The organism is Rhodoferax sp. (assembly GCF_010365055.1).
In the GTDB taxonomy this organism is placed as follows: Bacteria; Pseudomonadota; Gammaproteobacteria; order Burkholderiales; family Burkholderiaceae_C; genus Rhodoferax.
Genome location: NZ_JAAFHA010000055.1, coordinates 1 through 25,201 on the forward strand (window position 1 = coordinate 1; position 25,201 = coordinate 25,201).

Genomic DNA, 25,201 nt, shown 5'->3' on the forward strand with positions numbered 1-25,201 from the left:
TGCAGCGCCAGATTCGCGGCAAGTGGGCTTGCAGCTGCTGCCAGTTGATGGTGCAGGAGCCCGCCGCGCCCCAAGTCTTTGACAACGCGTTGCCAACGCCGGGCTTGCAGGCCCACACCGTGATCAGCCGGTTTGTTGATCACCTGCCGTACTACCGGCAAGAGCAGATCAACGCGCGCTCTGGAGTGCACACGCCGCGCTCGACGCTGGCGGCCTGGAGCGGTCAGACCGGGGCACAGTTGCTGCCCCTGTATGAGGCGCACCGGCAATTCGTGCTCAGATCTGGTGTGGTTCACGCCGACGAGACGCCCATCGGACTGCTGGACCCCGGCGCAGGCAAGACCAAAAAGGCCTATATGTGGGCCTACGCCAAAGGGGTGTTCGAAGAGCAGCCCGGGGTGGTCTACGACTTCTGCGCCGGGCGTGGGGGCAAGTACCCGCACGAGTTCCTCAAAGGCTGGACGGGGACCTTGGTAGTGGACGCCTACGCTGGCTACGACGCGACGATGTCCTTTGAGGGGCGGCTTACTGCGAACTGCCTGGCTCATGCCAGGAGGAAGTTCGACGAACTGTTCAAGGCCAATGCCAGTGCCGTGGCCGCGCAGGCGATCGGGCGTATCGCCTGGCTGTACCGGATTGAGGCCGACGCCAGAGCAATGAACGGTGAGCAGCGCCTGCAGATGCGCCAAGAGCGAAGCAAACCGCTGTGGGAAGAACTGCATGCCTGGCTGCAGCTTGAGCGCACACGTGTGCCCGACGGCAGCGCGATTGCCAAGGCCATTGACTACAGCCTGAACCACTGGCAGGCGCTCTCGCGTTTCCTGCATGACGGTGCTGTGCCGATCGACAACAACCACATCGAGAACCAGATGCGGACCTGGGCTCTTGGTCGAAAAAATTGGTTGTTCATCGGCAGCGAACTGGCCGGCGAGCGCGCGGCTGTCGTGATGAGCCTGCTGCAGTCGGCCAAGCTCTATGGGCACGACCCATTTGCCTACCTCAAGGATGTGCTCACCCGGCTGCCGACGCAACTCAACAGCCGAATCGAGGAGTTGCTTCCTCATAAATGGCAGAGCGCCGGCTGAGAACCAGGCTAGGCCAGCGGCTCGGATTGACGAAGCGATTGAGCTCGCGCCAACTTTGGTGCTGAAGATGATGGCGCGCATCCAGCGGACCAATTGGCCCGCCAGCACACTGCAGATCATCGACAACTTGTCCGTCATGACCGCGATGGTCGGCAAGTAGCGGAATCAAATCAATATGCCACGGCTAGACGCTTACGCCGGTAGCCCTGAACCGCTATCTTGAAGAATTCTCATCGCGCGAGCCGCGGCGCGGATGTCGCTGAATATGGGTCAGGAAAACGCAGACCTGCTGAAGAAATGACGCCTTTGGCCGCCGAATATCAAGCGCGATTAGCTATCAAATTCATATCGGCCTAGCTTGGTGACTGACTCTGGCCTGGCGATGGGGCTTGTTCCTCATTGTTGGCCGGGCCGCTTGCCTGGCTGGCCTGATCGTCGCTGGCGACAGATTCCACGGTGACACCCACGGACAACGTGTGGTCGGCACCGCCGTGGATGACGCCGCGAATCGGGGACACGTCGGAGAAGTCGCGTCCCAGCGCCAGCGTGACATAGTCTGCGCCGGGCGAGTGCCAGCCGCTACGGTTATTGGTGGGGTCCAGATCGCACCAGCGCGCACCGGCAGGCAGGTCGGGCACATACACGGACACCCAGGCGTGTGATGCATCGCTGCCCTGGAGTTTGACGCTGCCGGGTGGAGGCAGGGTGAGCAAATAGCCGCTGACATAGCGCGCCGGGACGCCCATGGCCCGCAGGCAGGCAATCATGATGTGGGCAAAATCCTGGCACACGCCTTTGCGCTGCGCCAGCGCTTGCAGTGCCGGCGTGTTGATCTGGGTGCTCTCGCTCTCGTAGGTGAAGTCCCTGTGGATGCGCTGCATCAAGTCCTGCGCTGCCGCCAATACGCCGGCGTCGGGCGCGAAACTGGGCCGCGCATAGGCCGCAAATTCGCTGTGTCTGGGCACAAGAGGGGACGCAAAGACAAATTCAGTCGCGGCGTCAAAGCGCACGCCAGAGCGGTACCGGAATAACTCCCGGGTTTGTTCCCAACCGATGCTGCTTGCAGGTTGTGAAGAATCGACCGTCACGACGACGCTGCGTGCCACCACGGTGAGGACCGTGTGCGGCGTCTGCAGCGAGAAATAACAACGGGTGTTGCCAAATACGTCTTGTGTCTGGCGGTTCTGGGACGGTAGCGGGTCGATTTGCAGCGAGTATTGCAGCAGCCTTTGACCGCGTCCGTTCAGCGGTTGCAGATAGGCCATGTGCTGCGCGGTCTGGACTGCTGGCGCGTAGTCATAGCGGGTTTCGTGGGTCACGCGAAGTTTCATGTGGTCACGCTCTGGTTGAGAGCGCCCGAATGCGTGAAATAGTTGCCTTGAATGGCATCCGATACCTCAATGGCAGCGCGCGAGCACTGCAGCAGCAAATCGTTCAGTTCAAAGAAATAGCCGTTTGAACCCGAGGGCCGGGTTTGGCACAGTGGCGCCAGTTTCCACGTTTGCGGGTCGGGTATGCGCAATAACAAGGCGCCGATTTGACCGGGCGCACTGTCGGCTAGTTCAGACAGACGCTCGCGCAGCGTGTGGGTGACCCAAGCCAGCGAACGCGGCTTGTCGGGGCCAAGCACCAGCAGGTTCAACAGGTCGGCGATGTCGCGGCTTTGCCGATGCTGCGCGTGAGAGGCGATGGCGCCGTCAAATAGCGCTGTCATGGCTTCAACACCCGCGTCGGTATGCACGCTGCCGGTCTCAAAGCCGCGTGCCAGGGTCGCTGCCAAGAAGCCCAGGCGCTCAATAAGTTGGCCAATGCTGAGCAAGCGCCAGCCGTCATCGCGCGTCATGCACTCAAGCTGGGCGCTGGTGATGGCGGTGAGGTGGTCACCGGTATCCGTGAGCAGGCGCAGCGCCGCCTGCGACGAAAAATCGCCTTGGCCGGTGTGCTTTGCACAGCCGGCAGACAGCGCTTCCTCAGCCTGGACAATGACGCGCCAATGCGCTTGCGACAGCCGTTCACGCACGCCAGAGGCGGCCATTTTCAGAGCCCGCAGGTAGTAGCCGACACTGGTGGCACCGTCTGAGCTGGCCAGACTGGCGATCAACGAACGCTCAAAAACGCGACGCTCCTGCAGCGCCGAAGACACGCTCGGCAGCACCAGCGTGTTGGCCAGTGCCATCTCGCCCAGCCAGGCCAGCAAGGCCGGCGACGACTGATCCTCGCCGTTGAGGCATTCCAACGTCAGGCTGGCCAGCCGCAGCGCGTTTTCGGTCCGCTCGGTGTAGCGGCCCAACCAAAAAAGATTCTCTGCCGCGCGACGGGTGACCAGCCGCTTGGGCTGCGCCAGCGAGGCCGCTGTCATGGGCGGCTGCAGCGGCGCTGTTGGATCAACGTCGCCGCGCGTCAGAGCCCAGACGTCGGCGCTGCTGCCCCCGCGCTGCATGGCGGCCACATCTGCCGTGCTACCTGCCACTCGCGCCAGTCCGCCGGGCAGCACGCGCCAGGACTGCAGGCCGCTTGACACCACAAACACCCGCAGCATGACCGAGCGCGGCAGCACCTGACCCGCCGCTTCATCGGCAGCGCCCGCCGTGTTGGCGCCGTTGGCCGGTACCGAGCTCTGCCAGGTCGGCATTTGCGACAAGGGCAGATCGGCCTGGACGGTGTGCTCTTCGCCTTGGCGCACGATGCGCCCGGCCCATTCGTCGAGTTCGCGCGCTGCTAGGGCCCGCCCCAAGACGGCGTCAAAACTGTGATGAACGGGCGAGCCGGGGTAGGTGGCCTTGATAGCACTCTCACGCAGGCGGGGCAGGGCGTCTTCCAGGGCCGAGCGCTCGCCACACCACCAGGTCGGCAAGGCCGGCAATTGCAGCTCTTCGCCCAGCAAATGGCGCGACAGCGCCGGCAAGAAGCCGAGCAGGGCGGGTGACTCCAGAAAAGCCGAGCCCGGCGCATTGGCCACCAGCACATGGCCGGCGCGGATCGCCTGCAACAAACCCGGCACGCCCAGGGTGGAGTCAGCGCGCAGCTCCAGCGGGTCCAAATACTCATCATTCACCCGATTCAACAGGCCATGCACCGGCACCAGGCCTTTGAGGGTCTTGAGGTAAAGCCGCTCGTCGCGCACGACCAAGTCGCTGCCTTCCACCAGGCTCAAGCCCAGGTAGCGCGCCAGGTAGGCCTGTTCAAAATAGGTTTCGTTGTAGGGGCCGGGGGTGAGCAAGGCGAGGTGCGCATCCGGCCCGGCCGGGCTCATCATTTTCAGGCTGTCCATCAGGGCGCGGTAAGTCTCGGCCAGACCTTGCACGCGCAGGGCCGCAAACGCCTCGGGAAACTGGCTGGCAATGGCCAGCCGGTTTTCGAGCAAACAGCCCAAACCCGATGGTGCCTGACAATGCTGACCTACCAGCCACCAATTGCCATCCGGACCGCGCGCCAGGTCGAAGGCCGCCATGTGCAAATGCCTGCCGCCGACCGGTTTGACGCCGTGCATGGCACGCAGGTAGCCCGGGTGCCCCTGCACCAGCGCCGGCGGAAGCCAGCCTTGCATCAGCGACTGCTGCGGCCCGTAGACATCGGCCATGAGACGCTCGAGCAGCCGCATCCGCTGCCGCACGCCCTCTTCAATCTGCTGCCAGCTGCCCGGCTCAATCAGCAGCGGAAACAGGTTCAGCGCCCAGGAGTGCTGCGCTGCGTCTTCGTCGGCACACACCTTGTCGGTGACGCCATCGTCGCGCACCTGGCGCGCCAGACTGCCGGCGCGCTGGGTCAGGTCCGCCGCAGCCTGGCCTGATAAATACTCAAAGAACTGACCCCATGCCGGTGTCAATTGGTCTTGATCGGCGTATGAAGCGGCCGCCTCAGCGTCGGTTGCCGCAGGGCGGGGGGCGGTGGCACCGCGCAGTTCGTCGAAATGGCCAGCCGCCGCCACGCACGCCAGGGCCACGGCCTGTGCGTCAGGCCTCTTGGGAGCCGGGGTGGCCAGTGGCGAGGGGGTTGCGGCTGTCACGCAGAGAGTATGCCAGCGCAGCGTTTGAGGTCCGGCAGCTTTTCAAAAAAGTGGAGTAACCTGCCGGCCAGGAGGACACGCACTATGAATAAGACTTTTTCAATGATTCGGGAATTTCATCTGGCCGACTGGTTCACCCTGGGCAATGCCATCTGTGGCATGGGCGCCATGTTTTCCATGATGACCTACCTGCAAACCAGTGAGGTCATGCACATCTACTTTGCCTGCGCGCTGGTGGTGGCCGCCATGGTATTTGATGTGCTGGACGGTCGCATTGCCCGCTGGCGCCAGAAGACATCGCCGATGGGGCGCGAGCTTGATTCGCTCGCTGACATCATCTCCTTTGGTGTCGCGCCAGCGCTGATTGCCTATGGCTGCGGCATGCAGGGCCTGTACGACCGCATTGTCCTGACCTACTTTGTGGCGTGCGGCGTGTCACGCCTGGCGCGCTACAACGTCACGGCCGAGGCGCTTTCTCAAGGACAAGACAAAGTGAAATACTTTGAGGGAACGCCGATTCCGACCTCGCTCTTACTGGTGCTGGTGCTGCTCGTTGCCGCCATGCAAGGGGCTTTGGGCACGTCACTTTGGTTTGGCCAGGTCAAGTTAGCTGGTTTCATGCTGCACCCGCTGGTCTTGTTGTTTGCGCTCTCGGGTTCCTTGATGATCAGTCGCATCCGGTTTCCCAAATTCTGATCGGGCGCGGGGCAGCTGCGGGGTCTAAATGCCACCCAACGCATGGAACACGCGAATGGCGGCGTAGGCGTCATTGGCGGCATAGACCAGTTGCGCCTGGCTCAGGCTGGGCAAAGCCCAGTTCGACGTGGTCGCTTTCTTTGACTTGATGAAGCGCTGCTTGAACAGCACCGCCACCGCACCTTTGACACCCATGTCCTTGCGGTAGCCGCGCTGGCGAAATACCATGTTGAGTTCCAGCATCTGCGCCACGTCCACGCCCAGCTTGCTCTGGATGCGCTTGCGGTCGTCGCCCAGGCCAAAACCGGCCTTGGTGATGCCCGGCAATGCCAGCAGCTGCGCCACCACGGCGCGGCATTCGGGGTCGTGCAGCTGAAACACCCAGGCCTTGTCGACGGTGGACAGCTGCACGATGTGCGGCCCCTCGGACAACTGGTCTTTGAAAAATGTCGGTTTGGACTCGGTATCAAAACCCCAGACGGCCGAGCGGCTGAGTTCCGCGTGCGCCTGCAACGCTTGTGCCGCCGTGCTCACGAGCGCGATGCGGTTCGGCCCCAGACGGTCAAATTCGGGCAGCAGCGCGATCTGCTCTTTGCTGGGGGTGGTGTGTTGGGTCTGCATGGCGGTGTGATGGGGTGGGGCACAAGCTTAACGCTTTGCCCTCAGGTCCCAGCTGACTTCAGGTTTGATAGCCACATAGTCAATAGATACGTGGGCTAGAGGCTGATTTGTTCAAAATTTCAGGTGACTCCGTTGGGGCATGGCCACCGCCTGCCACCGCCTGCCGCCGGCTACATGCTCTTGAACAAGCCCGCGTAGCTGCGGCTGACCTCCAGCTTTTCACTGAGACCGCGCACGCTCACCAATTGCCGACCACGCTCGTCGCGGCTCACGCCCGCAATCGCCTTGGTGCTGATCAGGGTGGAGCGGTGGATTTGCCAGAACTGGCTCATGTCGAGTTCTTCCACCAGTTCCTTGATCGGCTTGCGAATCAGCGCCTCCAAGGTGGCGGTCTGCACCCGGGTGTATTTTTCATCCGAGATGAAGAACAGCACATCGGACACCGGGATCATCTGGATGCTCTGGCGCACCGTGGCCTGGATCCACTGCAGCTTCGGGGTGGCCTTGGGGCTGATTTGTTCGGCCAGACGCTGCAGCAGCTGTTGCATGCCAGGGGTGTGGGTGGGCAGCGGAGTGGTGGAATCGTTGCCGCCGTCCTGACCGTTGGCGTTTGGGCGGGCGCGATCCGCCATGCGCGCCTTGATGCGCTCCATGGTGACCTGCAGGCGCTCGCGCTCGGCCGGCTTGAGCACATAGTCGACGACGCCCTGCTCAAAAGCCTGTACCGCGTACTGGTCATAGGCGGTGATGAAGACAATCTCGCAGCCGGGCCAGCCACCGGCTTCCTCGTAGGTGGGCAGTTGGGCAATCTGGCGTGCGGCGTCGACGCCGGTGAGCACCGGCATGCGGATGTCGAGAAACACAATGTCGGGCTGATGCTGCGTGGTCAGGGCCACGGCTTCTTCACCGTTCCTGGCCTCGGCCACGATCTCCAGCTCCGGCCAGACTTCCGCCAGGCGGGCACGCAGCTGGTCGCGCATCAAACGTTCATCATCGGCAATCAGGGCACGTGCCATCTTGGGCTCCAGCGTTACACCAGTCATTCGCTAATTCAGGCGGATTGCGCGGCTCCCGCGTCCATCGCCGCGTCTGTATGGGCCACATAGGGCACGGTGATCGTGACCGAGGTGCCCCCGCCGCTTGGCTCCGTCACGCGCAGGCTGGCCTTGTTTCCATAGAGCAGCGCCAAGCGCTCCCGGATGTTACTCAAACCAATGCCGGTGCCGTTTGTTGCGGCCTTGCCAAAGCCCAGACCGGTGTCGGCCACCGTGACTGCCAGCTTGCCATGAACGATCTCGGCGCCCACGGTCAATTGGCCGCCATCGGCCTTGGGCTCCAACCCGTGCTTGATGGCGTTCTCCACCAGGCTTTGCAGCATCATGGGCGGGAACTCCGCCGACAGCAGGCCGTCGCTGACGCGTATATCGGTCTGCAGTCGGTCTTCCATACGCACTTTCAATATCTCGAGGTAGGGGCGAATCATCGCCAGCTCGCGCCCCAGGTCCCGCGTCGCCTGTGCATTGGCTTCGCGCATGGTGGGCATGGTGGCGCGCAGCAAGGCGATCAGGTTCTTCTGCATCTTGCTGGCACGCGGCGGGTCGGTTTCGATCAGGTGGTCAATGCTGGCCAGGGTGTTGAACAGAAAATGCGGCTCCACCTGCGCCTGCATCGCCGCCATACGGGCCTCGATCACCTGGCGTTTCAGTGACTCGGCTTCTGCCACTTCAGTGGCCTGCGCCGCCTTGGCCTCGGCCTGCACCGTGCCCTTGTAAGTGACCTTGATGATCATGGAAATCACGATGAACCACAGGGTCAACGGCATCAGCGGTTCGCCATACTTGCGAACTTGGACGTAGGAGCCCTGCCGCTCGTCCAGCACCTCGCGCCGGATATCGGCAATGAGTTCCTTGAAGCTTTCGGCGTCTTCACCGGGCGGCATCTTGATCGTCACCCCGGGCGCATCCAGCACCGTTTCCGTTGCCGAAGCAGTCGCGGCCGGAGCCGAGGCGGCCGAGGCGGGCAAGGCCGGCTCGGTGGCGCTTTGGGTTTGGCGCGGCGTGATGCGCACACCCTTTTCATCAATCGAAATGTCCACCCCCTTCTTGCCGTGGTTACTGGCCTTGCCGGCCGGCGCGCCGGACGGCGTCGCGTCAGCGTCACGCGCGCTATCGCTGTCGTTCACCGCTTCCAGATAGGTCCAGCTGAACGGCGGCAGGTCATGAATGATCGCCATGGAAATGATCAACAGCAGCGCCAGCATAAAAAAGCGCTTCCAGCTGATGCTGACCAGCCAACCCGCATAGACGTGAAAGGACAGCACGCAGCGTCTGGAAAAGCGGGCCCACCGGCTGTTGTTGTCAGGAGAGGTTACTGCGTCATTCAAGATGGGCTCCAATGTCTTTGTGGTGTTGAATGGCGCGACTGTACGAAAAGGAAAGGCCCCAAGGCCAGAGCGGGGCGATGCGCTGCATCTAAAGAAGACAGGCTGCATCAAGTCGGGACAGTCGGGGCAAGTATCGCCGCATCTGGCGACCGACGGCGGGGCGCCTTAGGTGGCGCCACCAGCGTGGGTTCAAAGTCGGCGTCGCGCGCAACGCACGGCGACGATGGCAAAAACGCCATTTTGATGGCTGGCTGCTACTGGCATCAAAAGACTATTTTTACGATAGCTAATAGTTCAGCAATGACGTGGGCTAGCGCCCGATTCAATGTAAATCAGGGCGGGTTTTGGCACCCGCACCCGCGCGCCTCCCACGGCTTAACTGAAGACGCCGCCGTATTGCTTGCGCAAATCACCTTTTTGCACCTTGCCGGTGCCACCGACCGGCAGCGATTCCACAAAGATGACCTCATCGGGCACCCACCACTTGGCGACGCGCTCGGTGAGAAAAGCCAGGATGTCTTCGCGCTCCACCGTCTGGCCCGGCTTGCGCACGATGAATAGCAGTGGGCGCTCATCCCACTTGGGGTGTTTGACGCCGATGACGGCTGCCATCGCCACCGCCGGATGCCCCATGGCGGCGCTTTCGAGGTCGATCGAGCTGATCCACTCGCCGCCGGTCTTGATGACGTCTTTGGCGCGGTCGCGGATCTGCATGACGCCATGGGCGTCGATGGTGGCAATGTCGCCGGTGGGGAACCAGCCATCGACCAGCGGCGAGCGCTCACCTTTGTAATAACCGGTCACGATCCACTGCCCGCGCACCATCAACTCGCCTTGCGACACACCGTCGCGCGGCAAGGTGACGCCGGCTTCATCGACGATCTTGAGCTCGGCGCCAAACACCGACTTGCCTTGGCGGGCTATGGTTGCGTGCTGCTGCTCCGGGCTCAGCTCCAGGTCCCTGGGCGTGAGGCAACTCATGGTGGTGGCGGCGGTGGTCTCGGTCATGCCCCAGCCGTGGCGCACCTCAACGCCGTAGTCGTCGACAAATTTGGCAATCAAGGACGCCGGCATGGCCGAGCCGCCCACCGCCGTGCGGCGCATGCTTGAAAACTTCAGGCCGTGCTGCTCGACGTGCTGCATCAGACCGAGCCAGATGGTGGGCACACCGGCGCTCACGGTCACGCGCTCGGTTTCCATCAGTTCATACAGGCTCGCGCCATCCAGGCGCGGGCCGGGCAACACCAGCCGCGAGCCGCCGATGGGCGCGGCGTAGGGAATGCACCAGGCATTGATGTGAAACATCGGCACCACCGGCAGCACCGTGTCTCGGGGCGAGAGCGACAAAATGCCCGGCAGGCAGCCTGACATGGCGTTGAGCACGATCGAGCGGTGCGAGTACAGCGCGCCCTTGGGGTTGCCGGTGGTGCCCGAGGTGTAGCACAGCGCGGCACCGGTGCGTTCGTCAAACTGCGGCCAGTCAAACTGCTCGCTGTGCGGGGCGATCAGTTCCTCGTAACACAGCACATTGCTCACGCCTTCAACCGCCGCCATGTTGGCCGCGTCGCTCAGGCAAACCCAGGCCTTGATCTTGGGGCAGTGCGCGGCGATGCCTTTGACCAGGGGCGCAAAGGTAGCGTCAAACAGCATGACCGCGTCTTCGGCGTGGTTGATGATGTAAATGAGCTGCTGCGCCTGCAGGCGCGGGTTGCAGGTGTGCATCACCATGCCGCTGCCGGAGACCGCAAAGTAGGCCTCCAGGTGGCGATGGTTGTTCCAGGCGATCGAGCCGACCGCGCTGCCCGGCTCTAATCCAAGCCCTTTGAGCGCATTGGCGAGTTTGCGCGAGCGCGCGGCGCACTGGGCATAGGTGTAGCGAAACAGCGGACCGTGCGTTTCACGCGAGACCACCTCCACATCGCCGAACTGGGCCGCGCCGTGTTCGATCACGTCAGAAATAAGAAGCGGGCGGTCCATCATGAGGCCGGGTTGAAGCATGGTGACTGTCTCCTGATTGAGAGTTAAGAACTAAGAACTAGAAATTAAGGGTTGCCAAAAACGATTCGATGGCCGGATTGACGATGGGCGCGTGCGTGAGGTTGGAGGCATGCCCCGCGCCTGGCACGACGACGATCTGGGCGTTGGGCAGGGCGTCCGCCATGGCCTTGGCGCGGGGGAGCTCAATCGCGCGGTCGTTGTCGCCGTGGATCACCAGCGCGGGCACGGCAATGCACCCGATCCGGTCGCTGATGTCGTCGCGCGTGCCCAGGGTCTGAAAACTCTGCAGCAAGTCCGCGGGCGCGGTCTTTTTCCATTTTTCGCGCCAGACCGCAGCGCCAGGCCATTGCTCGCCCAGGATGATGGTTTCAATCGTGGCGGCGCTCTGCTCCGACAAACCGTTGGCAACCCAGTCCTGCAGCATGGCCTGGTAAAGGGGCATTTTGGCCGGGTCTTCCGGCAGCGCCTGGGTGTCGATCAAGATCAGCGCGCGAACAAGCTCGGGATGGGTCAACGCGCAGCGTAGCGATAGGTAGCCGCCTTGCGACATGCCGGCCAAAACGGCCTGTTTGATGCCCAAGTGCGCCAGCAAGGCCGCCAGGTCATCGGCCGAGTCGTAGTAACTGAAAGGCGCGCAGGCCCCGGTGGCCGTTTGGCCATGGCCGCGCTCGTCCCATACGATGCAGCGGTAACGCGACTTGAGTGCTGCCACCTGCGGTGCGAACATGCTGCTGTCCATCAGCAAGCCATGCGAAAAGACAATGGCCGGCCCGACACCGCCGCTGTCCTCGAAGTAAATGTGTTGACCGTTGACCTGGGCGAATGGCATGAATGCTCCTTTTTTTGTTGTTCGAAAGTAGTATCTTTGCCATGCTAAGACAGCCCAATTTTGCGGTCAACCCGCTGCGGTAACGTCCGCGACTAAACGGAGAAATGGAAGGAAGAAGCGGGGCAGGCTCAGACTGAATTTGACAGCTGCACCAGCCTTCTTGCTGGCAGCACCGCAAGCTGGCTGGGGCAGTCTTGATCCGTCAGCCGGTTGTGAATGGACAGGTAGACTGCGTTGCAACCGAGCGCTATCGCCCGAGCGACAGCCGTCATGGGCTAATCGGGTAAATTCCTGCAAAATAGCTGATCAAACTGCTTCGGCGCAAGCACGATGCTATTCAAATACTACAAACAGGAGACTCCCATGACCCGTACCATCCAACAACTTTTCGACCTTAAAGGCAAGACCGCGCTGGTTACCGGCGGCTCGCGCGGCCTGGGCCTGCAAATGGCGCACGCGCTGGGCGAGGCGGGTGCGCGCATCATGCTCAGCGCGCGCAAAGCCAGTGAGCTGGAGCAGGCCACGGCCGAACTGCAGGCCGCCGGCATTGACGCGCGCTGGGTCGCGGCTGACTGCGCCAAGGAAGCCGACATTCACCACCTGGCCAATGAGACGCTGCATCGCATGGGCGAGGTGGATATTTTGGTCAACAACGCAGGTGCGGCCTGGGGCTCGCCGGCGGAAGACCATCCCATCGAGGCCTGGGACAAGGTGATGAACCTGAACGTGCGCGGCTACTTTCTGCTCAGCCAGGTGATCGCCAAAAAGAGCATGATCGCGCGCCGCTCGGGGCGCATCATCAACGTTGCCTCCATCGCCGGGCTCGGTGGCAACCCGCCCGAGATGACCACCATCGCCTACAACACCTCCAAAGGCGCCGTCATCAACTTCACGCGCGCGCTGGCGGCTGAATGGGGCAAGCACAACATCAACGTCAACGCCATCTGCCCCGGTTTTTTCCCGAGCAAGATGACCGCCGGCACGCTGGCGGCGCTGGGCGAAGAGAAGCTCGCCGCTGGTGCGCCCTTGAAGCGCCTGGGCGATGACGAAGACCTGAAGGGCCTGTGCCTGCTGTTCGCCAGCGACGCCGGCAAGCACATCACCGGCCAGTGGCTGGCGGTGGATGGCGGCGTCAGTGTGGTGATCGGCGGCTAAAACATGGCCCCCACGCTTGTCACAACGCGCACTGCGCTGCCCCCCGAGGGGGCTGCCGCGTCTTCGGGCGGCCCGGCGCCGCGGCCTGCGATGAATTTCGGCGTTTCCATCCCCTTTGTTGAACTGCTGGGTTTTGAGCTGCGGCTGTATGAAGGCGGCTTCTCGGAGCTGGGCTACACGCCGCGCCCGGAGCACCTCAATTCCTTCAACGTCACGCACGGCGGCGCTTTGATGACGCTGCTCGATGTGACCATGGCGGTGGCGGCGCGCAGTGTGCAGCAGGACATGGGCGCGGTCACCATCGAGATGAAGACCAGCTTCATGCAACCGGCCCGCGGCGCGCTCACCGCCAAAGGCCGCTTGATGCACCGCACCGCCACCATGGCGTTCACCGAGGGCACGGTGTTTGATGAACAGGGCAGGGCGTGCGCGCACGCCACCGGCACCTTCAAGTTTGTGCGCCGTCTGCCCACGGGACCCAAGAGCGCGCACGACTTGAACGCGTCGCCCGGCGTCATTTCGACTGACTGATATTTCGCCTCATATTTATGAGAAATTGGGCTCTGGCCCCCAGTGCTGCTACATCAGTAGCTACCAAGTTGATAGTAACTTCAGAAGGAGTAATCCCATGCCCATGAACCAGCAAATCCATCTCGTCAGCCGCCCCAGCACAGAAGCGGTGACCAGCAACTTCAAACTGATAAGCAACGAAACCCCCGCGCTGCAGGACGGCCAGGTGCTGGTGCGGCATCATTTCCTGAGTCTGGACCCCTACATGCGCGGCCGCATGAACGACACCAAGAGCTACACGGCGCCTCAGGCCTTGAATCAAGTCATGCTCGGCGGCACGGTGGGCGAGGTGGTGGCATCCAAAAACCCAAAATTTGCCGTCGGTGACAAGGTCGTCGGCATGGGCGGCTGGCAGCAGTACAGCGTGGTCGACGCCAATCAGCTGGGTGCGCTGCGCAAGGTCGATACCACCCATATTCCGCTCAGCGCCTACCTGGGCGCCGTGGGCATGCCGGGCGTCACGGCCTGGTACGGCCTGGTCAAGATCATCGAGCCCAAGGCCGGTGAAACCATGTTGGTCAGTGCCGCCACCGGTGCGGTCGGCAGTGCCTTTGCGGCCTTGAGCAAAGCGCGTGGCTGCCGCACCGTCGGCATTGCCGGTGGCCCTGACAAATGCAAATACGCCGTCGATGAACTGGGCTTTGACGCCTGCATCGACTACAAACTGCACAAGGACGCGGCCTCGCTGTCCCAAGCGCTCAAGGACGCCTGCCCGGATGGTGTGGATGGCTATTTTGAAAACGTCGGCGGCATGGTGCTTGACGCCGTGATTCAGCGCATGAACGCCTTTGGCCGCATCGCGGTCTGCGGCATGATTGCCGGCTACGACGGCGCGCCCCTGCCCTTGAGCTACCCGGCGCTGATCCTGACGAATCGGCTCAAGGTGCAGGGTTTCATTGTGAGCGAACACATGGAAGTCTGGCCCGAGGCGCTCAAGGAATTGGGCACGCTGGTGGCCACGGGCCAACTCAAAGCCCGGGAATCGATTGCGCAAGGCCTTGAGGCCGCTCCGGAAGCTTTTCTGGGGCTGCTCAAAGGCAAGAATTTTGGCAAACAGCTGGTCAAGTTGATCTAAACCGAAAGCCCGCCATGACCGACATCATCCTTCACCACTATCCCACCTCGCCGTTTTCGGAAAAAATCCGGCTCGTGCTGGGCTACAAACAACTGGCCTGGAAGTCGGTCATCATCCCGTCGATCATGCCCAAACCCGACGTGCTGGCGCTCACCGGCGGCTACCGCAGAACGCCGTTTTTGCAGATCGGCTCGGACGTGTACTGCGACACCACCCTGATCTGTGATGTGCTGGAGCACCTGCAGCCAGAGCCGACGCTGTACCCGGCGCAGCACAAGGGGCTGGCGCGGGTGCTGGCGCAATGGGCCGACAGCACACTGTTCTGGGCCGCCATGGCTTACAACCTGCAAGCCAAAGGAGCTGCTGCGCTGTTCAACGGCGTGCCGCCCGAGGCGGCCAAGGCCTTTGGCCTGGATCGGGCCGCCATGAGCGCGGGCATGACGCGCCTGCGCCCGGGCGACGCCAGCGCCGCTTACAAGTCGTATCTGCGGCGCCTGTCCAACATGCTCGACGGCCAGGACTTCTTGCTCGGTAACGCGCCCTGCGTGGCCGACTTTGCCGTCTACCACCCCTTGTGGTTCACGCGCCAGGTGGTGCCGGTGATGGCTGGCATTCTGGACGCCACCCCTGCCGTGCTGGCCTGGATGGACCGCATGGCGGCGCTCGGACACGGTCGCATGGAGAAATCGTCTGCTGCAGAATCAATAGCTGTCTGCGCAGCATCGACGGGGGCTAGCAGCCTGAAAGACTCGATTTTTGAGGACGAGCATGGCATTCCATTGGGCAGCCGCGTGACCGTGGCGGCGGAGAGCTTTGGCACCGATGTGACCGAAGGCGAGCTGATCGCGGCCAGCCGCACCCATTACAGCGTGCGCCGGGTCGATGTGCGCGCCGGTACCGTGCAGGTGCACTTTCCGCGCATTGGCTATGTGCTCAAGGCCGCGGCGCCCGCATGAGCGAAACGTTCGCCTCGGCTGGCATGGCGTGCGCCAGTGGTGGCGTCGCCGGCAGCAGACACATGCCACTGGACTGGCAATGGACGTGCTTTGCCGACCTGCGCATTGCCGACCTGTACGCGCTGCTGCAACTCCGCAGCGCGGTGTTCGTGGTCGAGCAAAACTGTGTCTTTCAGGACCTGGACGGGGCTGACGCGCAAGCGATGCACTTGCTGGGCTTTGCGGCCGGGTCCGATGCCGGGTTAGCCAGCGGCTCTGCCAAGCCGCCGCAGCCGCAGTTGCTGGCCTATGCGCGCTGCTTTCCCGCCGGGGTCAAGTTTGCCGAGGCCAGCATTGGCCGCGTGCTGACGGCGCCCGCTGCGCGCGGCACCGGCTTGGGGCACGCGCTGATGGCACGCGCCATTGAGGCAGTTCACGCGCAGTGGGGCGCGCAGCCGATCCGCATTGGCGCCCAGGCTCATTTAGCTGACTTTTATGCATCCCACGGTTTTGTCGACCAGGGCCTGCCCTATCTGGAGGACGGCATCGCGCATCTGGAAATGCTGCGCACGCCCTGATGCCACCCTGGCGCTGATTGACCCCTTTTTTTTTATCTTTTTGGAGATGCCTCGTGATCACTGATTTCAAAAACAAAACGGCCGTTCTCACTGGTGCGGGTTCCGGCTTTGGCCTGGAATGCGCCCGCATTGGCGCCAAACTCGGCATGAACCTGGTGCTGGCCGATGTGCAGCAAGATGCGCTGGACCGCGCCAGCGCCGAGTTGCAGGCCCTGGGTGCGCCGGTGCTGGCGGTTCAGCTGGATGTGTCCAAAGCCGACCGGGTTGAAGCCCTGGGCCAGGCGGTGCTGGCGCGCTTTGGCGCGCCGCATCTGGTGTTCAACAATGCGGGCGTTGGCTCGGGTGGCCTGATCTGGGAAAACAGCGCGGCCGACTGGGAGTGGGTGATCGGCGTCAACCTGATGGGCGTCGCCCACGGCTTGCGCGTGTTCACGCCGATGATGCTGGCAGCGGCAAAAAAAGACCTCACCTGGCGCGGCCACATCGTCAACACCGCCAGCATGGCCGGTCTGCTCAATGCGCCCAACATGGGCGTTTACAGCGCCAGCAAGCACGCGGTGGTGAGCATGAGCGAGACGCTGTACCAGGACCTGGCATTGGTCACCGACCAAATCAGCGCCTCGGTCTTGTGCCCGTTTTTTGTGCCGACCGGCATCAGCCAGAGCCACCGCAACCGCCCGCAAGATGCGCCCAGCGCGCGCGCCACGCGCAGCCAGTTGATCGGGCAGGCGATGAGCGACAAGGCGGTGGGTTCGGGCAAGGTCAGTGCGGCCGAGGTGGCGCAAAAAGTGTTTGACGCTGTGGCCAGCCGGCAGTTCTACATCTACAGCCACCCCAAAGCGCTGGCCTCGGTGCAGACCCGGATGGAAGACGTGATGCTCGGGCGCAACCCCACTGACCCGTTTGCGCTCAAGCCCGAGCTGGGGTTGGAGTTGAGGCAGGCCTTGCGCGCCTAAAAGTCTGACGTCCAGCATCCGGGGCGTGTGCGAGTGACTGTCATCAGGCGTCGTTAAACTGGTGGTCGGTTATAACTGCAACGCAAGCAAAGGGAGGGCTCGATGGCTCTGGAATGGCGAGAACAATTAAGCGTTGGCAATGATCTGATCGACGCTGATCACAAATATCTGATCGACATCATTAATTTGGCGGAACAGGGCTTGAAGAGCAAGAATCCGGTGGCGTTGGCGGCGGCGCTCGACAACCTGGAGCGCTATTCAAAGATGCATTTTTCCAGGGAGGAGACGATCGCCACGGCGGCGGGCTATCCCGAGGCGGCCCATCTGCACATTTCGCATGAGGCGCTGATCACGACATTGACACAGATTAAGGAGGAAATTGGTGACGCCTGGGAAGCGTCAGCAGCAGAGCACTTCAGCTCTTTTTTGCGCGATTGGCTGATCAATCACGTCATCAAGGAGGACTTGCTGATGAAGCCGTTTCTGAAAAAATTCTCGCCCCGCTTCGACCCACGCTAGATCGGATGACATCAGCCGGCACCCAAGCCAGGCCTTTGCAGACTTGAAACGGGCTTTGGGAGCAAGCGAAGGGTTGATTCAGTTGAAAACGCCGCTTGACGGCAGTGTCGTTTGGTCGCGCAGCAACTCAAGCATTTTTTCTTGTGGCAAAGGCTTGTGATACAGGTAGCCCTGCATGGTGCTGCACCCGGAATTTTCAAGATAGCGTGCCTGAACCGGGTTTTCGACGCCCTCCGCAACCAGGTTCAGATTCAAGCCCTTTGCGATTGAGATGATGGCAAGCACCACGGGGCATTTCGAATTGTCGTCCTGGATTTCCAGGACAAACGAGCGATCAATCTTGATCGTATGAATCGGGAACCGGTGCAGATAGGACAGGGAGGAATACCCTGTTCCAAAGTCATCGATGGCCACACTGACCCCGAGTTGGCAGAGCTTGTTGAGCTGCTCGATGGCAATCTGTGGATTGTGAATACAGATGTTCTCGGTCACTTCGACTTCAATCTGCGAAGGCTTGATCTGGTGGTGAGCCAGCGCATTTCTGAGCTTGTCAAAAAAGTCGCCGCGATCAAGGTACTGGGGAGACAGATTCAGCGACAGCCGCACAGATTCGCCGCCGGCCGCATTCCAGTCCAGCAGGTCACGGCAGATGGCCTCCAGCATCCAGTCCGTGATGGGAATGATCAAACCATTTTCCTCGGCAAATGGCAAGAAATCGCCAGCGCTCAGGAGGCCACGCTCGGGATGGTTCCAGCGCATCAAGGACTCGGCTCCGATGATCTTTTGCGTTTTGACATCTACTTGTGGCTGGTAGTACATCTCCAGTTCGCCACGTGCCAGAGCCAACCGCAAACTGTGTTCAAGCGCGATCTTTTGATACGAGGCATCGAGCATTGAATGGTCAAAAAATGAGTGGCCGTTCTTGCCCTCGGCCTTCATGTGGTACATCGCAATATCAGAGTTTCTGATCAGCTCATCGGTCGATTCCCCATCGGTGGGGTAGATGGCGATACCGATACTGGCCGAGATGTGGACCGATTGCCCAACCAGCAGGAACGGTTGGCGCAGGCACTCCAGAAACTTTTCTGCAATCAACACGGCATCTTGCCGATCACTCAACTCTGGCAGGACCGCCGTAAACTCATCGCCCCCCAGTCGCGCCAGTGTGTCGCCACTGCGCAGGCAGGCTTTGAGGCGAACTGCCGCCTGTTGCAGCAACTTGTCGCCAATGGCGTGACCCAGCGTGTCGTTAACCAGTTTGAAACGATCAAGATCGATAAACAACAACCCGACGCTGGCGTCATTTCGCTTGGCCTGCAGCACCGCCAAGCCCAACCGGTCCTTGAACAACACCCGGTTCGGAAGATCTGTCAGGATGTCGTGATAAGCCTGATACGTAATCAGTTCGTCAGCCCGCTTGCGATCGGTGATGTCGCGGGCCACGCCGTGCGTGCCAAACACTTGGCGCCGGGTCAAATCAGCTGCTGGTGCGCTGTCGCTGGCGATGAACGAAATCGTCATCAATTCATGGGTGAAGGTGCGTACTTCACTGTCGCCATGGCGCGACTTGAGTCGCAGTTCGATGTTGCGAGACAAGCGATAGTCGCCCCGGCCCTCGTTGAACACATAATTTGCGCGCTGCACGTCGTCTTCGTGAATGAGCACGGAATAATGCTGGCCGATCAGTTCGCTGCGGCTGAAGCCCAACAATGGCTGCACCCTGTCGTTGACAAAGGTAAAGCGGCCTTCATGATCGAGGGTGTAGATGATGTCGGGTGAACTGTCGACCAGATAGCGATATTTTCTCTCTGAGCTTTCAAGTTGCCATGTGATGTGCCGATTTTCAGCCTGCAGGCGGCGTTGCTTCAAGGCGTTGTCAACCGTCTTGAGGAGTTCTTCCGGGCTGTAGGGCTTGCGCAGGTAATCGTAAGCCCCGCGTTTGAGCGCACCAATTGCCGCTTCGATACCGCGATCGCCACTGGTCACTATGACGTTGGCATCGGCTTGCTGGGAGTTCATGAAATCCATGATGTCGTGCCCGCTGATATCGGGCAGACGCAGGTCCAAAATCACCAAGTCAAAGGGCTGTTGGCCCAGATGCTGGACCGCCTGAGCACCGCTGGCGGCACTGGTGAGGACAAAGCCCCGGCCCTTGAGCAATTCACTCAGGCTGCTAAGAAGTCTCGGTTCGTCGTCAACCAGCAGCACCTGGGCCGGCGCCTCCGTCGGGGCGGGCACCGACCAGCCGCTGGTTGCGAAACTGGCCGCCGATTGCAGCAAGCCGCCACCCGCCAGCACGTCGATTTCGGCCCTCATGCCAACGCCTTGACGGATGCCGCAGCAGCGCCCTGAGCCACGGCATCACGGGCGGGCAGGAGAATTTCAAAAGCTGTCCCTGCTGCAGTACTCTGGCAGCTGATCAATCCGTTGAGCTTTTTCACCAGGCTGTGGACAATACTCAAACCGATGCCGCGGTTCTGGCCCGCCTTGGAACTGCGAACTGGGGAGAACAGCTTGGACAGCACCTCGGCCGGAATGCCGGGACCGGTGTCCTTGATGCACAACTCGAAAAACACGCGCCCGTCGCGTTGCACGCGGCCCTTGTTGTGGACTTCGATTTGACCGCCGCGGGGCATGGCCTCGACGGCGTTCTTGAGCAAATTCACAAGAATCTGCTTGAGAATGTCAGCCGAGCAGTCGATCTCGGCGGCTTGCTCCGGCATCCGCGCGACGATCTGGACCGAGGGCGGCATGAATCTGCTTTCGCGAAACAGACGCACCAGATCGTTGACGATATGGTTGATTTCAGTCGCTCCAGCCTGCTTTTTGGGAGCGGCCCCAGAAAATTCGCTCATGATGTTGCCAACCCGGTCAATCTCTTCATTGAGAATCAGTAACTCATCGGCCACCGGTTCCTGGCGCGTCAATTTGCCGTCAAGCACGCCAAGGTAATTCTTGATGATCGTCAGTGGGTTGTTCACCTCGTGTGCCACTCTGCGGGAGCTTTCGCGATAGTCTTCCTTCAAGCTGGCAATACGCTGGTCGATTTCGCCGCGCTCACGGGTAGAAGCTTCGAGCGCGGTGGCCGCCTGTGCGCCAAAAGACTGTAAAAATCTTTCACGCGACTTCAAGTCGGCGACCCGCCATGCCGCAACGCCACCCACGAGCATGCCCAAGCAGCGCGAGCCGCTCGCAATGGGTACACAAACCAGGCATTCGGCATCGAAAATACGCATCAACTGCTCTTCTGCCAGGCCTTGCCGAGCGCCGTTGCGTTCAAGAAAAGCCACTCGCCTTTGCAGGACAGAAGCGGCCATGCCGCCGCCGCCAGACAAGGCGACGGAGAACTCTGCCAGCCGTTGCTGCTGCTCTCCAAACGAAACGCCCACCAGGGCCTGGCCACTGCCGTTCATCAGGAAGACGATCGTATTTTCGAGACTGAAAAGAATGCGCGCGTTTTGCCGAACGACGTCAAGCAATTGAGTGTCACTTTTTTGGCGCGCGAACGACTGCCCAAGCTCGGCGCTCAGCGCCATGTGGCGGACTTCTTCCGTCAGACGTTGCTGAGCCAGATCTACCACTGGCGCCGCAGGCGCGCGGGCTGGCGGCGCCACCAAGTCATCTACGCCGGATAGATCAATGCCCAGGTATTCGGCAGCCTTTTTCACTTGGACCGCAGCCCCATCGCAAATGATCAACAGGTCGTCCGTGCTGATTTTGCACAGCGAGCCCGCGTCGGCTGCAAGGGGGAGTTCACCGTCATGGCTGCTCAGTAGTTGCGCCAGATGGACGATGCGAATCAGGGGGTGGGTGGCCTCCAGGCGTATCGTGGATTCGTGGTGGTAGAGGATGCTGTCGGCCATGAACGAGTCAAGGTTCCAGCGTTCAATCAGCCAGGCCCCCGCGTCAGCATGGGAAATCTGCAGCGTGTGCTGTTCAACCGCGCACAGGCTGGCGTCGTCCCGCGCCAGAAAATTGAAGCCGTACTCATTGGGCGCCGCTGCCAGTAAGGCCAAACGCCCCACATCGTGCAACAGTCCAGCCAGATAGGCTTCTTCGGTATGGGGGTAGTCTATTTTTTTTGCGATCTCTCGCGCCATGACGGCGGTGCTCAGGGAGTGCTTCCAGAAGCTGCGCAAATCGGTGCTGCCGGAGTGGGGAAATCCATTGAAAGTCTGGAACACCGACTCGCTGATCACCAGGGTTTTGATCATGTCCAACCCCAGTACGCCCAGAGCTTGAAGCAGTCCCACTTTGCGGCCGCCGCGGTGGTAGGCAGCACTATTGGCCACGCTCAGCACTTTGGCGGTCATGCCCGCATCGTTGGCGATCAATTTGGCCAGTTCAGCCATGCCCGCTTCGTCGGCTTGACACAGTTCGATCAACTTGAGGAGTATCTGCGGCATCGACGGCAACCGGGCCAGCAGCAGCCGGTTGCGGATATCCTGATTATTGGAGGACATTTTTGCGGTTGTTATTGCCAATGAATCGGTAGACAGTCAAGACATAAACTGCACCCCAAACAGCAAGCCCAGTTCACTTTTTTTGGCATCAAGATTTATTTGACTCCGAATTTGCACTTTAACATTCAGCGGAAAGCCGAAAAACATAAGCCATAAATCAATATAACATCATGTTACAAAATGTGAAAGCGGTGCTTGCAAGCTCAGCACAAAAGTGGTGCTTATAGGGCACATCAGCTCTGCTGCACTGATGCTCAGCAACAACGGCTATGAAAATCAGAGCGGTGTCACTAGGGTGGCCCCGCAAGAGACGGCGTTGCAGCCAAGGCCATGAAGTGAGCTACGCCGTCGAAAGTCGGGCCCAGCGCCACATCGCTGCTTTCAAGTCGGGTTCAATGCATGTTGACGAAGGGCAATTCGGAAAAAAAATCCACTTGCGGCAGCATTTGGTTCGATTTTTCAATCAAGCAGATATATTGGGCCAGCGCCTGGTCCTGAACAAAGCTTGCCGAAGACGCGGCTGTGAGCAGTTTGTCAGGGTGCTGGGATCGTGACACGGCAAACCCCTGCACATAGTCGACCCCAATTTCGGCCAGGGTCTGCACCGTGGCATTGTCTTCAGCCCACTCGGCAATCACCTTCATGCCCAGGTTTTTCGCGAGGCTAACGATAGCTTCGACAATAGCGATGTTGGCGGGGTGCTGGTTCATGTTGACAATGAAGCTGCCATCGATCTTCAGCAGGTCTGCCGTGAACTCCTTCAAGTACGAGAACGAGGTGTAACCGGCGCCGAAGTCGTCCAGCGCCACCTTGGCGCCGTAGCCGCGCACTTTATTGACGAATCGGCGGGTATTTTCCAGATCGTGCAGGGCCACGCTTTCGGTGATTTCAAGGCACAACTGCCCAACCAGATGCAGGTTTTGTTCAAGCATGGCGTACACATCCTGCAGGAACTTCTCATCATTGAGTGACGCGCCGCTCAAATTAATGCAGACGAATTTCGTGTGTTTCAGTTGCGCGTAGTTGGTGTTGAACCAAGCCAGCGTGGTCGACAAGACCCAGCGGTCAATCATGCCCATACGTCCACTGTTCTCGCCGGCTGCAATCAGCCGGTCGGTCGGGACCACATTGCCGTCGACATCGCGCATGCGAAGCAGGACCTCAAAGTTAAGCGATTCATGTGGCTTTGTGAGCGACATGATGGGCTGCATTTCCAGATACAGGCCGTCGGTGGCGGAGCTGGTGGCAAGCAGCGCAATCAGTTTGAGTTCAGCCTCATGTTGCTGGAACGCAAGGGCATTTTTTTCGTACACCTCCAGGCCGCCACTGCCGGCCTTGGCTTGGCGACAGGCGCGGTCGGCCGTGGACATGGCGTCGTTGAACTGCATGCCGACACTGATCTCGACCAGTCCGATGGAGCCTCGCACATAGAACGCCTTGTCGCCAACGTGGTAGGGCAGGTTGCCAATGCTGTCGACGATGCCCTGGCACATGACTGCAGCCAGTGCGATGGGCGTGTCAGGAAAGACGATGACGAACTCATCGCCGCCCACGCGGCCAAATTGAAGGTCGCGCGCGAGCAGGTTCGACACACGTTTGCAGACCTGCTGCAATACGTCATCGCCAGCGCCGTGGCCAAACAGGTCATTGATCAGCTTGAAGCGGTCCAGGTCAAGGTAGGCCAGCGCCAGCGGGTTGCCTTCGTTCAGTCTTGCGAGGGCGCCGTTGAGCGCGGTTTCGATACCGCGCCGGTTCAGTACCTTGGTTAGCGGGTCGTGGTTGGCCAGGAAAGACAGATCCTCGGTGGCTTTTGACTTTTCGGTGATGTCCTGCAGGGAACCTTCAATTTTGTCGCGGGCGAGGGTTGCCTTGACGAGAAAGCGTCTTGAGCCATTGAAACCCGGCAGCGGTTTACCATTGATTTCCATCTCGACTTCGTCTTTGTTGTGCACCATTTGATGCAACTGGGTCCAGGCGCCGGCAGTGAAATACCGCTGCCAGGCACTGCCTTCATCGGCCAGTACATTGGGGCCCAGCATGGCGAGCAGGGCGGGGTTGGCACTCATGAAGCGGCCACGCCGATCGAGGGTGAACAGGCCGATCGGTATGGCCGCGTACGCGTGCGCCAGTTCGGCCTGCACTTCCAGACGCTGCACGTGGTCCTGTCGCATTTGTTCGGCAATCGCCAAGGCGGCCAGCAGGCTTGACGCCAAGGCGGCGGTGACGCTGTTGACCGATCCAATTAATCCTTTGATGCCCAGCGCCGCAGCAAGGACCTCATAAAGACTGGAAACCAGAATGATCGCGATGGAAGCGCTGTACCAGATTGCCACCGGGGAACGGGTTTTCTGTAATATTCGCGCAAGGAAATACACCAGAACGCCAATGCTCAGGCCTGTCGCTGCCCAAAGAAGAGGCAGGAATAGCTGATAAGACATCGCAGCCGATAGCAGCAGCAGGAGCGGGCATGTCCATTGCACAATTTCTAGCGGCCACAAGGCTCCGACTTTGGTCAAGTTTTCACGAAATAGCGTCTTGAACAAGGCCACGGTTAGCACGTAATACACGGCGGTTGTGATTAATTGCATGCGCAGCAGCCAGTCCTGCGGTACTGAGTTGCCCAACCATTGCGCGTCCCACCCGGCAGACATGGCGCCCATTCTCAGATTGACCACGAGCCAAGCCGCGAACAAGACGTACAGGCCGTTTCGATTGATCAAAGCCGCGATCATCATAAAAATGGCCAGTACGATGATCCCGCCATCCAGCAGGCCGGACTTGCGGTGAAACTCCTGGGCAGAAGTCTGTAAATCACTTGCTCGCCAAATCAGAGCGGAAAGACGGGCTGGGCCGATGGCACTGGTGCGACAAATGACTTGCTCGTCTCTGAGCGCTGGACTGAGCTCAAGCGAAAAGCCCGCCTTGACGGCAGAAATGCCGCCTGCGGTGCCTTGGCGGCTGCCGCTGCCAAGCAGGTTTAGCGTGCTGGCATCCCAGCACGCGACGTCCATGGCATGCCGCGAGGGAAACTCGACCATCAGTGGCGTGGACGCAACCTCTTTGGGCACAATGAAAGAAAACCAGACGGGCGCTTCCGAAAGCTGCGTGTCGTGGAATTGGCTGATCGAGCTCTCCCGCAACTGTCCCAGCGCCTGCGAGGGATCTGCCGCGGCCGCTGACCCTTTGATCACCCGAATCTGCAACTGTTGCGGCTCGGTGACCGGGTATTGCGTTTTCCGGCGTGGTTCAAAAAGTGCCGTTTTTGGGTAACACAGGCGCGGGATTTCCGACCCAAAAAGCGGGTCAAATATGACTTCTAAATAGGGGTCTGA

General features: G+C 60.7%; 19 protein-coding genes. 9 read left to right on the forward strand and 10 right to left on the reverse strand.

Annotated features, from left to right (window positions below; translation table 11 throughout):
* Positions 1–1,085, forward strand: a 1,085-nt coding sequence (locus GZ093_RS12945) for an IS66 family transposase (protein WP_296486516.1), incomplete at its 5' end; no start/stop codon positions are given.
* Between the two features lie 353 nt (positions 1,086–1,438).
* Here GZ093_RS12945 and GZ093_RS12950 read toward each other — a convergent pair.
* Entirely contained in the window at positions 1,439–2,416 is a 978-nt protein-coding gene (locus tag GZ093_RS12950; protein ID WP_296486517.1) for a transglutaminase family protein, read from the reverse strand.
* Positions 2,413–5,091 carry a circularly permuted type 2 ATP-grasp protein gene (locus GZ093_RS12955; RefSeq protein ID WP_296486520.1) on the reverse strand — a complete coding sequence of 893 codons (2,679 nt, stop codon included), beginning with the start codon at positions 5,089–5,091 and terminating at the stop codon, positions 2,413–2,415. The genes GZ093_RS12950 and GZ093_RS12955 overlap by 4 nt, the downstream gene beginning before the upstream one ends.
* Positions 5,092–5,175: 84 nt before the next feature.
* Here GZ093_RS12955 and pssA point away from each other — a divergent pair, with 84 nt between their 5' ends.
* Positions 5,176–5,787, forward strand: a complete 612-nt coding sequence (pssA, locus tag GZ093_RS12960) for a CDP-diacylglycerol--serine O-phosphatidyltransferase (protein ID WP_296486522.1) — start codon at positions 5,176–5,178, stop codon at positions 5,785–5,787.
* Between the two features lie 24 nt (positions 5,788–5,811).
* Here the strand turns inward: pssA and GZ093_RS12965 are convergent, their stop codons facing one another.
* The 5 genes from GZ093_RS12965 to GZ093_RS12985 all read right to left on the reverse strand — a co-directional run bounded on the left by GZ093_RS12965 (position 5,812) and on the right by GZ093_RS12985 (position 11,618).
* Positions 5,812–6,408 carry a 3'-5' exonuclease gene (locus GZ093_RS12965; protein ID WP_296486524.1) on the reverse strand — a complete coding sequence of 199 codons (597 nt, stop codon included), beginning with the start codon at positions 6,406–6,408 and terminating at the stop codon, positions 5,812–5,814.
* A 170-nt stretch (positions 6,409–6,578) separates the two neighbouring features.
* The gene (locus tag GZ093_RS12970) at positions 6,579–7,424 is read right to left on the reverse strand and encodes a LytTR family DNA-binding domain-containing protein (protein WP_296486543.1); all 846 of its coding nucleotides are present in this window, start codon (positions 7,422–7,424) and stop codon (positions 6,579–6,581) included.
* Between the two features lie 35 nt (positions 7,425–7,459).
* The gene (locus GZ093_RS12975; protein ID WP_296486526.1) at positions 7,460–8,791 is read right to left on the reverse strand and encodes a histidine kinase; all 1,332 of its coding nucleotides are present in this window, start codon (positions 8,789–8,791) and stop codon (positions 7,460–7,462) included.
* Positions 8,792–9,166: 375 nt separating this feature from the next.
* Positions 9,167–10,789, reverse strand: coding sequence for a long-chain-fatty-acid--CoA ligase (locus GZ093_RS12980; RefSeq protein WP_296486528.1), 1,623 nt, complete (start codon positions 10,787–10,789; stop codon positions 9,167–9,169).
* Positions 10,790–10,826: 37 nt separating this feature from the next.
* Positions 10,827–11,618 carry an alpha/beta hydrolase gene (locus GZ093_RS12985; RefSeq protein WP_296486530.1) on the reverse strand — a complete coding sequence of 264 codons (792 nt, stop codon included), beginning with the start codon at positions 11,616–11,618 and terminating at the stop codon, positions 10,827–10,829.
* Positions 11,619–11,981: 363 nt separating this feature from the next.
* Here GZ093_RS12985 and GZ093_RS12990 point away from each other — a divergent pair, with 363 nt between their 5' ends.
* The 7 genes from GZ093_RS12990 to GZ093_RS13020 all read left to right on the forward strand — a co-directional run bounded on the left by GZ093_RS12990 (position 11,982) and on the right by GZ093_RS13020 (position 17,406).
* Positions 11,982–12,773: an SDR family oxidoreductase gene (locus GZ093_RS12990; RefSeq protein ID WP_296486532.1), complete on the forward strand. Its 792-nt coding sequence runs from the start codon at positions 11,982–11,984 to the stop codon at positions 12,771–12,773.
* Positions 12,774–12,863: 90 nt separating this feature from the next.
* Entirely contained in the window at positions 12,864–13,304 is a 441-nt protein-coding gene (locus GZ093_RS12995; RefSeq protein WP_296486544.1) for a PaaI family thioesterase, read from the forward strand.
* Positions 13,305–13,401: 97 nt separating this feature from the next.
* Positions 13,402–14,418: an NADP-dependent oxidoreductase gene (locus GZ093_RS13000; RefSeq protein WP_296486534.1), complete on the forward strand. Its 1,017-nt coding sequence runs from the start codon at positions 13,402–13,404 to the stop codon at positions 14,416–14,418.
* Positions 14,419–14,432: 14 nt separating this feature from the next.
* Complete coding sequence (locus GZ093_RS13005; protein WP_296486536.1) at positions 14,433–15,374, forward strand: glutathione S-transferase family protein; 942 nt, start codon at positions 14,433–14,435, stop codon at positions 15,372–15,374.
* Between the two features lie 62 nt (positions 15,375–15,436).
* A complete protein-coding gene (locus tag GZ093_RS13010) occupies positions 15,437–15,931 on the forward strand; it encodes a GNAT family N-acetyltransferase (RefSeq protein ID WP_296486547.1) in 495 nt (164 codons plus the stop codon).
* 53 nt (positions 15,932–15,984) lie between these two features.
* Entirely contained in the window at positions 15,985–16,887 is a 903-nt protein-coding gene (locus GZ093_RS13015; RefSeq protein WP_296486537.1) for an SDR family oxidoreductase, read from the forward strand.
* A 102-nt stretch (positions 16,888–16,989) separates the two neighbouring features.
* Positions 16,990–17,406, forward strand: coding sequence for a hemerythrin family protein (locus tag GZ093_RS13020; protein WP_296486538.1), 417 nt, complete (start codon positions 16,990–16,992; stop codon positions 17,404–17,406).
* Positions 17,407–17,484: 78 nt separating this feature from the next.
* On the opposite strand, the gene GZ093_RS13025 is transcribed toward GZ093_RS13020, so the two are convergent.
* The 3 genes from GZ093_RS13025 to GZ093_RS13035 form a co-directional block, all read right to left on the reverse strand.
* Positions 17,485–19,722 (reverse strand): EAL domain-containing protein, encoded by a 2,238-nt coding sequence (locus GZ093_RS13025; RefSeq protein WP_296486540.1) that lies wholly within the window; start codon positions 19,720–19,722, stop codon positions 17,485–17,487.
* Positions 19,719–21,869 (reverse strand): HDOD domain-containing protein, encoded by a 2,151-nt coding sequence (locus GZ093_RS13030; protein ID WP_296486542.1) that lies wholly within the window; start codon positions 21,867–21,869, stop codon positions 19,719–19,721. The genes GZ093_RS13025 and GZ093_RS13030 overlap by 4 nt, the downstream gene beginning before the upstream one ends.
* A 392-nt stretch (positions 21,870–22,261) precedes the next feature.
* On the reverse strand, positions 22,262–25,201 hold a 2,940-nt coding region (locus GZ093_RS13035), incomplete at its 5' end, for an EAL domain-containing protein (protein ID WP_363260742.1).